The organism is uncultured Hyphomicrobium sp., from assembly GCF_902826555.1.
In the GTDB taxonomy this organism is placed as follows: domain Bacteria; phylum Pseudomonadota; class Alphaproteobacteria; order Rhizobiales; family Hyphomicrobiaceae; genus Hyphomicrobium_C.
The window spans coordinates 24,552-35,587 of sequence record NZ_CADEFI010000014.1 but is presented as its reverse complement, the minus strand read 5'-3'; the positions used below and the strand labels follow the sequence as shown (position 1 = coordinate 35,587).

General features: G+C 67.1%; 6 protein-coding genes. 3 read left to right on the top strand and 3 right to left on the bottom strand.

Annotation, left to right across the window (positions count from 1 at the left end):
- Positions 1-73 precede the first annotated feature (73 nt).
- From trpA to QZV93_RS08230, 3 genes are all read left to right on the top strand, one after another.
- Positions 74-907, top strand: coding sequence for a tryptophan synthase subunit alpha (trpA, locus tag QZV93_RS08240; RefSeq protein WP_295557511.1), 834 nt, complete (start codon positions 74-76; stop codon positions 905-907).
- Between the two features lie 140 nt (positions 908-1,047).
- Positions 1,048-2,091, top strand: a complete 1,044-nt coding sequence (accD, locus tag QZV93_RS08235) for an acetyl-CoA carboxylase, carboxyltransferase subunit beta (protein ID WP_295557509.1) — start codon at positions 1,048-1,050, stop codon at positions 2,089-2,091.
- Positions 2,092-2,293: 202 nt separating this feature from the next.
- On the top strand, positions 2,294-3,595 hold the full coding sequence (locus QZV93_RS08230; RefSeq protein WP_295557507.1) for a folylpolyglutamate synthase/dihydrofolate synthase family protein: 1,302 nt from the start codon (positions 2,294-2,296) through the stop codon (positions 3,593-3,595).
- A gap of 227 nt (positions 3,596-3,822) precedes the next feature.
- On the opposite strand, the gene trxA is transcribed toward QZV93_RS08230, so the two are convergent.
- From trxA to addB, 3 genes are all read right to left on the bottom strand, one after another.
- On the bottom strand, positions 3,823-4,167 hold the full coding sequence (trxA, locus tag QZV93_RS08225; RefSeq protein ID WP_295557505.1) for a thioredoxin: 345 nt from the start codon (positions 4,165-4,167) through the stop codon (positions 3,823-3,825).
- A gap of 133 nt (positions 4,168-4,300) precedes the next feature.
- Positions 4,301-7,864 (bottom strand): double-strand break repair helicase AddA, encoded by a 3,564-nt coding sequence (addA, locus tag QZV93_RS08220; protein WP_295557503.1) that lies wholly within the window; start codon positions 7,862-7,864, stop codon positions 4,301-4,303.
- A gap of 3 nt (positions 7,865-7,867) precedes the next feature.
- A complete protein-coding gene (addB, locus tag QZV93_RS08215; protein ID WP_295557579.1) occupies positions 7,868-10,984 on the bottom strand; it encodes a double-strand break repair protein AddB in 3,117 nt (1,038 codons plus the stop codon).
- Positions 10,985-11,036 lie beyond the last annotated feature (52 nt).

Here is an 11,036-nt window from a genome sequence, read left to right as displayed (position 1 = left end):
TGCTCGTCATGAACATGTGCGGACGCGGCGACAAGGACGTGTTCGCGGTTGCCGGATATCTGGGGATCAAGCTTTGACCAATAAAAATGAAACTCGGATCGACCGGCGCTTCGCGGCGCTGAAGAAAGAGGGGCGTGCGGCGCTCGTCACCTTCATCACCGCGGGCGATCCCGACCTCGAAACCTCGCAGAAGATCCTCAACGGATTGCCGAAGGCGGGGGCCGACGTCATCGAACTCGGCATGCCGTTCTCGGATCCGATGGCCGACGGTCCGGCGATCCAGGCCTCGTCGCTGCGTGCGCTCAAGGCCGGACACACGATGAAGAAGACCCTCGATCTGGTGCGGCAATTCCGGAAAACCGATGCCGACACGCCGATCGTTCTGATGGGCTACTACAATCCCATCTACGTCCACCCTGCGGAGAAATTCCTCGACGAGGCGACTCAGGCCGGTGTGGATGGACTGATCGTTGTGGACATTCCGCCGGAGGCCGACGAGGAGCTATGCCTGCCCGCGGTGGAGAGGGGGCTCAACTTCATCCGCCTCGCCACTCCGACCACCGACGATAAGCGCTTGAAGACCGTGCTGAAAAACACGTCCGGTTTTCTTTACTATGTCTCGATCACCGGGATCACCGGCGCCGCCTCGGCCAATCCGGACGACGTGCAACTGCAGGTGGCGCGCCTCAAGGCCGCGACAACACTTCCCGTGGCGGTCGGATTTGGCGTAAGAACACCCGAGCAGGCCCGCGCCCTGGCAAAAGGTGCAGACGGCGTCGTGGTCGGCTCGGCCCTGGTCAGGGCCATCGAAACGAGCTTAACCCAGGACGGGCGGGCGACTGGTAATACGGCAGGCTCCGTCCTAAGTTTGGTCGATGGTCTGAGCGCGGCCCTCAGGACGTCGTGATCGACGCGTGTCGGCGAGGCTCATGAACTTCTGATCGGCTTACGGCATGGCGCTGCCCCGCGGGCAGACGAGACTACGATGGTGCGGGTGTTTGTTTCATTGTGCCGCGTGCGCGGCGAGCACTTCAGGAGCGGTCAAGCGTGAACTGGATCAACAACGTCGTCCGGCCCAAGATCCGCAGCTTCCTCACCACGAAGCGCGAAGTGCCGGAGAACCTCTGGGTCAAATGCCCGGAGACGGGGCAGATGGTCTTTTACAAAGACCTCGAAGCCAACCAATTCGTCGTTCCAGGCTCCAACTATCACATGAAAATGGGCTCGCGCGCGCGGCTCACGAGCCTGTTCGACGGCGGCGTTTTCGAGCCCGTGCCCGTGCCTTCAGTGGCGCAGGATCCGTTGCGCTTCCGCGATGGACGCCGCTACACCGATCGCCTCAAGGATGCTCGCACCAAGACGGGCATGGACGACGCCATTCTCGTCGGCGAAGGATTGCTCGATGGGCGGCGCGCGGTGGCAGCAGCGCAGGATTTCGAGTTCATGGCCGGATCGCTCGGCATGGCGGCCGGCGAGGCGGTGATCGCCGGCATGCTGCGGGCGGTCGCCATCAAGGCCCCGTTCATTCTGTTCGCGGCCTCGGGCGGAGCGCGCATGCAGGAAGGCATCCTGTCGCTCATGCAGATGCCGCGCACCACCATTGCCGTGCAGCGCCTGCGCGAAGCCAAGCTCCCGTACATCGTCGTGCTGACGGACCCGACGACGGGCGGCGTCACGGCGTCCTATGCGATGCTGGGTGACATCCACATCGCCGAGCCCGGAGCGCTCATCTGTTTTGCGGGGCCCCGCGTCATTCAGCAAACCATCCGCGAGCAGCTTCCGGATGGGTTCCAGCGCGCCGAGTACCTGCTGAGTCACGGCATGATCGACATGGTCGTGCACCGCCACAAGATGCGGGAGACGTTGAGCCGGATCTGCACCCTGTTGACGCAAGGTGCCTCGGCCGAAACCGGCAAATCCCGGCGCGGCAACGGCAAGTCGCAGAGCAATGGCGCGGTGGTGGATGGAAAGCTGATCGAGACCACGGCGCTCGAGCTCGAGCCGGTGAAAGATAGTGAACGCTTCCACGCGCGGGGCGACGACGACGACGATCCGGATACCGTCGAGCCGCGGAGCCAGCCCAGGAACTGATCGAGGGCACCCGCACGCGGGAATTGCGCGCAGGATTTCTCAAAATCATCACCAGCAGGGTTGACCCGCACGTGGCTCGGGGCATTCTCTAGAGCGTGATTGCTTTTGATTTCACCGCAATCGCGCTCTACGTCTTTGGCGAGACCGGGCCTCGAAAACGGAGGGGCGTGACATTCTAACGAGCGACCAGCTCCTCGCGGACATGAAGCTCCTGCATCCGAAGCTCATCGATCTTTCGTTGGGCCGGGTGGAACGTCTTTTGGCCAAGCTCGGCAATCCACACAAGGCGCTGCCGCCTGTCGTGCACATCGCCGGCACGAACGGCAAGGGCTCCGTCACCGCCTACCTCAAGGCCATGCTGACGGCCGCCGGCAAGCGGGTACACGTGTACACGTCTCCGCATCTGGTGCGCTTTCACGAGCGCATCGAACTGGCTCAGGCCGACGGGCTCACGCAGCCGATCTCGGAGGCCGATCTGGTCGACGTGCTCAAGCGCACGCAATCGGTCAACAGCGGCGACGACATCACGCAATTCGAAATCACGACGGCAGCGGCGCTGCTAGCCTTCGCCGAGCATCAGGCCGACATCGTGCTTCTGGAAGTCGGGCTCGGCGGCCGGCTCGACGCAACGAACGTCATCGACACGCCGGCGCTCACCATCCTGACGCCAATCTCGCTCGACCACGCCGAGAAGCTGGGCAATACGCTCGAGCTGATCGCAGCGGAAAAGGCCGGCATTCTGAAGCGCGGCGTCAACTGCATCGTCTCGCAGCAGGAAGACAACGTGCTCGACGTGATCGCGCACGAGGCGGCGCGCAAGGGTGCGCGGCTCTATGTCTGGGGACAGGACTACGATGCCTACGAGCAGCGCGGGCGGCTCGTCGTGCAGAAGGCCGACCAGCTTCTCGACCTGCCGCTGCCGGCTCTCGTCGGGCGGCATCAGATCATCAATGCGGGAACGGCCGTTGCTGCGGCGCTCGAACTCACGTGCGTCGAGATCGACGAAGGGGCCATCGAGCGCGGGCTCATCTCGGCACGATGGCCGGCGCGCATGCAGCGCATCGACGGGGGCCCGCTGCCGTCTCTCCTGAAGCCCGGCTCGGAGTTGTGGCTCGACGGCGGACACAATCCCGCGGCGGGGCTCGTGCTTGCGCAATCGCTCGCAGACCTCGAAGAGCGGGCGCCGAAGCCGCTCTACCTCATCGTCGGCATGCTCGGCCTCAAGGATGCGGCCGGGTTCCTCGGCTCGTTCCGCGGGCTTGCGCGGCACGTGGTCGGGGTGCCGATCCCGGGCGCGCACGAGGCACCCTTCACGCCGGAAGGGCTCGCGGATGCCGCGCGCTCCGTCTCGCTCAGTGCCGAGCCTGCGCCGTCGGTGGAAGCGGCCTTGAAGCGGATCGATGCGCTCGATCCGGGGCCCAAGCGCGTCCTGATCACAGGCTCGCTCTACCTCGCCGGGCACGTGCTGGCGCTGCAGGAAGGCGTCGAGCCGCAGGCGAACTGACCTCGCTTCGAGAAGATGCCGCAACGGTCATCCTCGGGCTTGTCCCGGTGGATCCGGGCATCAACGGGAACAAGCGGCCGGACCGATGAATGTCCCGTCGTCTCGCCCTCGCGTAGGGGTGGATGCTCGCATGACGTCGAGGATGACATGAGGAGGCTTGCGGGTCGCCCAACGAAAAAGGGCTCCGAGTGATCGGAGCCCTGTCGAATTCAGCGCTCAACAGCGCGTCAGGCCTTGGCGACGAGGCTCTCGCCGATCTGCGAGCCCAACCACTCCTCGAGCTTGCGCTTCTGCACAAGCGCGCCGACGTGCTGGCCGGCAACCTGGCCGTCCTTGAACAGGATCAGCGTCGGCATGGCGCGAATGCCATACTTGGTGGTGATGGCCGGGCTCTGGTCGACGTCGATCTTCACGATCTTGACCTTGCCCTTCTGCTCGGCAGCCACCTGCTCCAGGGCGGGCGCCATGGCTTTACAGGGACCACACCACTCGGCGAAGAAGTCGACGAGCACGGGCTCCTTCGACTTCAGGACCTCTTCGTCGAACGTCTTGTCGGATACGAGTGCGGTCATTCGAATCTCCTTCTTCGGCACATGGCCGAATGGTTGGTGCCCTCGAGCGGGCTCAGAACGTAAGAATGGCCCCGTCAGGCGTCAAGTCGGGCGGTATCTCCTTGATGGGACCGATCATTCACGCCCCGGACGGCTAAGATCCGAGGCGATCGTGGTCCAACCGCCATAATTCGCTGGTGTATACGGCGAGGACCTCGTCCTGGATCTCCATGAGAACGGGGCCCTGCGTCCAAAGAAGGGCCGCCCGGACGGGCTTGTCCGGGGCGATTTCGCGCACGGCCAGCCGGTAGGCGGCCAGCTGGTACAGGTAGGCCGGCGCCACGTCGGCGGGCGATGGCGGGGCGCCGCGGTTGGTCTTGTAGTCCACGATCAGCACCCGATCCTCGAGCACGGCCAACCGGTCGATCTGGCCGGCGATACGCAGCGGCGGGCCAGCCCCGTCCGGACGCGGGATGACGGCGACAATCGGCACCTCGGCCTGGCTTCCGGCCCCGAACACCGGCGCAAAGTCGGCGTCGGACAAGATTGTCAGCGTCTCGGCTGCGATGCTGGCCAGCGTCCGGGCGGGGAGGCCGCGCCCGCGCTCGGCGAGGAAGGCTTTCGCGGCCTTGGGCCATGCCTTGCGGTCGACGGACGGCAGGTGCTGCAGCAGGGCGTGGGTCAGCGTGCCGCGCAGGAAGCGGTTCTCTCCGGCGCGTTTTGCCGGGCTCGACGCGACCGGGCTCAGGACCGCAGGCTCCGACTGCGGATCCCGCGGCGGCGGCGTTCGAAGCGGCTCGCCTTCGTCGTCGGTGTCATAGGGCGCCAGGCGCGACGGAGCCAGCGGGATCGAAAGCTGGGGCTCACGCGGCGCCGGCGCGGCACTCCAGGGAGGCAGCGGCTCCATGCCCTGCTCGGCTGCGTGGATGAGCTTCGGCGCCTCGGGCGGCGCGGTCTGTGGCATGGACAGGCGCAGAACCTGACGGCCGTCGCTCGCCGTCACGCGTTCGAGCACGCCATCGAGGCCGTTGCGGATCAGCTCGTACCAGCAGCCGGCGTCGAGGCCGGATTTGCTTTCGAAGCCGGCGACGTAGAGGCGGTCGCGGGCGCGCGTCATGGCCACGTAAAGCAGGCGGTTCGCTTCCTGGCGCTCGCGCGCCTTTTGCGCGTCGCGCGCCTCGCGAATGGGATCGAGGCCACTCGTCCCCTTCACCGGCCAGATGAAGGGCGGCGGCGTGGCGGCCGGGCGCTCGATGGCGTCGAGCTTCATGGGTTTGCCGCCCTGGCTCGACGCAGAGCCTGCGCTCGTCGTATCGGGCAGGAACACGATCGGGGCCTCGAGGCCCTTGGCGCCGTGAACGGTCATGACGCGGACCTGATTGCGGCCGTGCTCCATGTCACGTTTGATGTCACGCTCGCCGTCGCGCATGAAGGCAAGGAAGCCCGCGAGCGAGGGCGGCGCGCCGTCGTCGTAGGTGAGAGCCAGGTTCAGAAACTCGTCGAGCGGATCGGCAGCGTCGGGACCGAGGCGCGCGATGAGCTTGGCGCGCACGCCATCGCGCTCCAGAAGATCGGCGAAGAACTCGAACGGCGGACGGAAGTCAGCGGCCTTGCGCCACCGCTTCAGCGTGGACGCGGCCTCAAGGTAGCGTTCCGTTTCCTTGCTCTTCTCAAGGAGCGCCTTCCAGAGCGTGCCTTTGCGTCCGTAGGCAAGGTCCGTCAGGTCCGCATCGTCCAAGCCGAATATGGGGCTTTTCAGCACCTCGGCCAGAGCGAGGTCGTCCTCGGGCAGGGTCAGGAAATCGCCAAGGGACAGGATGTCCTGGACGGCGATCTGGTCGGTGAGGTTCATGCGGTCGGCGCCGGCGACGGGGATGCCGCGTGCCTTCAACGCCTGCACCATGGGCGCGGCGAAGGGCGGGCGCTTGCGCACCAGAATGAGGATGTCGCCCGGCTCGATGGGGCGGCCGGTGGATGCCAGCGTCTCGCCGCGCGCCAGCCATCCTTTGATGGTGTCGGCGATGCGGTTTGCTAGGCGAACGACCGGCGGCTCGGCCGACTGCTCGTCGAGCGGCGACCAGGCATCGGCGGGCGCGATGTCCTCGTAGATCTCAGTCGGCCAAATCTCCACCACGCCGCCGTGGCCGGCGCGCTTCACGGCGTGAGGCGCGGGCGTTACCCCCGGCGTGCGCAGCGGATCGGAAAAGACGCGATCGACCGCCGTCAGCACCGGCGCCACGGTGCGGAACGACAGGGTGAGCGGCACGCTGCGCCAAGTGGCGCCGGCGCTGCGGCCGAGCTCCGCAAAGCGGTTGCCCATGGCCGAGAACATCTCGGGGGCCGCGCCCTGGAACGAGTAGATCGATTGTTTCTCGTCGCCGACCGCAAAGAGCGTGCGCACGATATCCTCGCGCGCGCCGGTGCCGGAGAAGAACTCGTTGACGATAGCCTCGACGACACGCCACTGCGACGGGCTCGTGTCCTGGCTTTCGTCCACCAGGATATGGTCAAGGCCATTGTCGAGTTTGTAGAGCACCCACTCCGCGGAGCCTCTTTCCGAAAGCAGCCGCTTGGTGTGCATGATGAGATCGTCGAAATCGAGGGCGGCACGGCGGACCTTGGCGTCATTGTACCGGCTCTGCACGGCTTCGGCGAGGCGCAGCAACGCCATCGTTGCCTCGACGACGGCGGCGCCCTGCTGCTCGGCCCAGAGCGCGAGAAATCGCGACTGTGCGCGAGAGAGCATGGGATCTATTTCGGGGTTCTTCGTCTTCAGAGCGTTGGTGAGGAACTTGTCCCGCGGGCTGCCATCGCTCTTAAGGAACAGCCCAGACAGGGCCTCCATGCGCGCGCGGTCCGTAGCAGCAGTAAGCGCGGCCGCGATCTTGTCGGCCATGCTGGCGTCGGTCTTGCCGCCGCCGCGCAACACGTCGCGCAGGTGCATGAGATCGCGCGGCGAAAGGATGGTTGCGGCCTCGGCCTCGATGGCGGCGCGCGAGACGCCGTCGCGCACTGCGAAGTGACGACGGAACAGCCCGTCCACGACGTCGAGCGTCAGCTGGGCGGCGGTCTCGAGCCATTCCCGGTGCTTCAGCGCATCGGCGAGAATTTCATCGAAACGGTCGTCGGCGGCGTAGCGAATTGCCGTCTCCAACGCACGGCCCATGGTGGTCGCCCGCTGGCGCGCGGCGTTGCCGATCACGTGATCGATGGCCTCGCGCATCAGCTTGCGCGAGGTCTGATCGTCGAGGATAGCGAAGCCGGGCGTGACGCCGGCCTCGAGCGGAAAGCGCTGCAGCAGCCGCTCGGCGAAGGCGTGAATGGTCTGCACGGACAGACCGCCCGGCGTCTCGGTGGCGCGCGTGAAAAGTGTGCGGGCGAGCGCCATCTCCGCCACATTGGGCTCGCGGCCCAAGAATGCGAGAAGGGTCTTTTCGAGCTCGGCGTCGGGCAGCATGACCCACTTCGAGAGGCTGTCGAAGACACGCTTCGACATCTCGGCCGCGGCGGCCTTGGTGTAGGTGAGGCAAAGAATGCGTTCCGGCGGCGTGCCGGCCAACAACAGACGCAGCACGCGCATGGTCAGCACGTGGGTCTTGCCTGTGCCGGCGTTGGCGCTGACCCATACGGACGCGGCGGGATCCGCCGCGGCGGCCTGGCGCTGCCGTGTGCGTTCCAGCTCGATCTCGATCGACTTATGCTCAATGAGCGCCGACATGGGCTAGGCGTCCTCCTCAACACCTGCACCCGACGACCACTCGGCGACGCGCGCCAGATGCGCGTAGTCGTCGTGGGCGTTGCTGAAGCGCGACCGCCGCAACGGGCGATAGGGCGTGCGCTCGTCGTCGAAGCGCGCGACGTGGCGTTTCAGGCCATCGAGGGCCTGCTCGCTCAGCGCGGCGATGTCGGATGCCTTGATATCGCGCTCGTCGCCGGGCGGCTCGCCGCCTGATGCGCGGATGTACCTCAGCGCCGCAACCGGCCGCTTCGGAACTTTCTCGAAACCGAGCACCGCATCGCGCGCGATGGCGGCTTCCAACGGCAGCTGCGGATAGACGCCTTCGAGGACCTTCTTGTCGGGCGGCGGAATGCCGGTCTTGTAGTCGGAGATGACGATGGCATCGTCCAGAATGTCGATGCGATCGGCGCGAGCTCTGAGCCGGAATGGACCGGCCGGCGCATCGAAGACGAGATCGCCCGTGACCTCGGCTCTCACCTCGGACACGGCGCTGCGGCGCGACGGCTCGGTTGCCGCGAACCAGGTGGCGAAACGCTCGAAGCGCGGGATCCAGAAGGCGGCGATGCGCGGGTGGGCGGCGTAGGCCTCCAACGTCTCGCGCGCGAAGCGCACCAACTCAGCCTCAATGTTCTCCGGCAGATCCGACGGGTAGGCTTTCGCGAAGGCCGAGAGCGCATCGTGGATGATGCTGCCGCGGAGTGCAGGCCCGGGCGCCTCGCCCAGCGGCGGAAGGGGCGCAAGCTTCAGGATCTCGCCGGCGAAGATCGTGTACGGGTTGGCGATCCATTTTTCGACGGCCGACACGGAGAGCTTGCGTGGCCGCTGCGCGATGGCGGGACGCGGCTCGGGAACGGAGAGGCGCGGGACCGGTGCGATGTTGTCGCGCTGGCGGGCCCAGGCGAGCCAGGGCTCGCTCGGCTTCAACGCATCGGCGACGCCCATGCCGTTCAGCAGGGCCTGAAGCCGCAAGAGCCAGCGCGAGGGGACGGTCGGCACGCCGTCCTTCTTCTCGGCGCGCGTCAGGATCACCTGGGGAGCCGCAAGCAGGGTGGCGAAATCGTGCGCCGACTGGCCGATCTGCTCTTCCGGCGAGGGCAGGCCGAGGGCTTGCCGCATGGGCCGGTTGAGCCAAGCGCCGGGATCCGACGACTTGGGCCACGTGCCGTCGTTGAGCGAGCCCAGGATGACGACATCGGTCTGCTGCAGGCGCGCTTCGAACGGGCCCCAGATGAACAGGCGCGGATGTACGGGACCACGCGGGCGCACCGTCTCGGAGGAAGCGAGGCTGCGGTAGAGATCCGCGTAGTCGGTCGCGGGCAGATCGAGCGCAGGCAGATTTTCGTCGAGCAGGCCCGCGAAGAAGCGCGCGGCTGTCTCACCGGCTTCGTCGCGCCAGAGCGGGCTTTCGTCCTCGGAGGCGGCGCGCTCTTCCTCCGGCAACTGCGCAACCGCCTCGGCAGCGGCGCAGTGGGCCAGGACCAGGTCGCGGAGGGGCGCCGGCTCGGCACGCTCGTAGAGGGCGAGCAGCGGCGCGAAGGCGGTCCGCAACCGGAGCAGCAGATCACGGGCGCCTTGCCAATCCTCGGCCCAGAGGCGCTCGGCGGCGCGGTGCAGACGCCGCTTCTCCGTCCATGTTTCGGCAGCGCGCTCGAAGGCCGCCTCGATGCCCGCGAGGCCTTCGCCCAGATACGGCGCGCGGAAGGTCGCGATCTCGAGTGCGCGGGCGGCGCGGCGGGCGGCGAACGGATCCAGCCGCAAACGCGTCAGCGGGTGTTTCAAAAGCGCGACCGTCTCGGCAGACGCAAAGCGCGAGGTAGCGGCGTTGATCACGAGATCGAGGAAGGCGCCGGGGGGCGTCTTGCCGAGCGGACGGCCCGCCGAGTCGTCGACCTTGATGCCCCAGGCTTCGAGACGGATCGCCACCCGGCGCGCGAGAAAACGGTCGGGCGAGACGAGCGCGGCGGTCTTGCCGGGCGTCTCCGCCGCCTGACGCAGAATGAGGGCCACGGCCTCCGCCTCGTCCTGAGCCGTCGGCGCCTCGACGAGGCTCAGGCCCTGGGGCGCGGCAGCGACGGGATCGTGGCGCGCGGCGGCCGCGAAGGCTTCCCACCGCTGCGTGGTGCCGGCCGGGCGCATCGCCTCGGCGATGAGGCGCGTGCGCGCTCGCGCCGCTGTGGAGGACGCCTCCCCCAAACGCTCGACGTCACTGCGCGAGCATGAGAGCGCGTCGAGGAGCTTCTTCAAGCCGAACTGCGGATGCTCGGGATGCTGATCCTTGGGATTCTCAAGGCCGATGGCGCGCCAGCTTTCAGCATCGAGATCCGTATCGAGGGCGGGCAGCACGATGGCGCCGTTCGGCAGAGCGGCCACGGCGCGCATCAGCTCCACGGTCGCCGGAATCGAGCCCGTCACGCCGGCGACGATGACCGGGTGCAACGGCAAGCTCGCCGACAAGCGCTCGGCCTCGGCCCGGATGACGGCATTGCGGCGGCCGGCGGCGGAGAGCATCCCGGACTGGGCCAGATAGCCCGGCCACGCCTGGGTGACGATCTCAAGAAAGCGAAGCGTCCTCTGCCAGTGCTCGGAGAAGGTTTCGGGGACGAGCTTGGCGAGACTATCGAGGCTCACGTCCTCGGTCTCGACCATGTCCATCAGCTGAGCGAGCTCCTTGGCCAGCAGGGCGGCCTGGGCGGAGGTCGACGCGGCCGTGGTGGACGCTTCCCCTTCGGCGCTGCGCATGGCCTCGGTCCAGCGACGAATGAGGCTCGTCAGCACAAGGCGGCGTTCCAGCTCGCCGATGGCAGGCGGGATGTTGGATGTGCCCGGATCGACGCCGGATGCCACAGCGGCGATGAGGGACAGATCCTCCTCACCTTCCGAGATGGGCACGATGCGCGGAAGTAGAAGCGCGCGCCCGCCCGAAGCCCGAAGAAACGCATCCTGCAAGGCTCGCGTGGCGCGGCGTGTCGGCAAGTAGAGCGTGACGCGCGGCAGCTCCATGAGACCCGGCGCGCGTCCGCCGCCTGCCGGCAGGGTGCCGTCAAGAACGGCGGCGGCGAGGCAATCGAGGAACGAGCGCCCGGCTTCAACCGTGTAGATGTTTGCGCGCGCCTGCAGCGTGCCGCTCCCGTGGATCGATTCGGCTTGAAGT

Bases quoted from the DNA above. Each gene is read 5' to 3' on its own strand.
- QZV93_RS08230 (WP_295557507.1), top strand. From the start codon at position 2,294: ATGAAGCTCCTGCATCCGAAGCTCATCGATCTTTCGTTGGGCCGGGTG.
- trxA (WP_295557505.1), bottom strand. From the start codon at position 4,167: ATGACCGCACTCGTATCCGACAAGACGTTCGACGAAGAGGTCCTGAAG.
- addA (WP_295557503.1), bottom strand. From the start codon at position 7,864: ATGTCGGCGCTCATTGAGCATAAGTCGATCGAGATCGAGCTGGAACGC.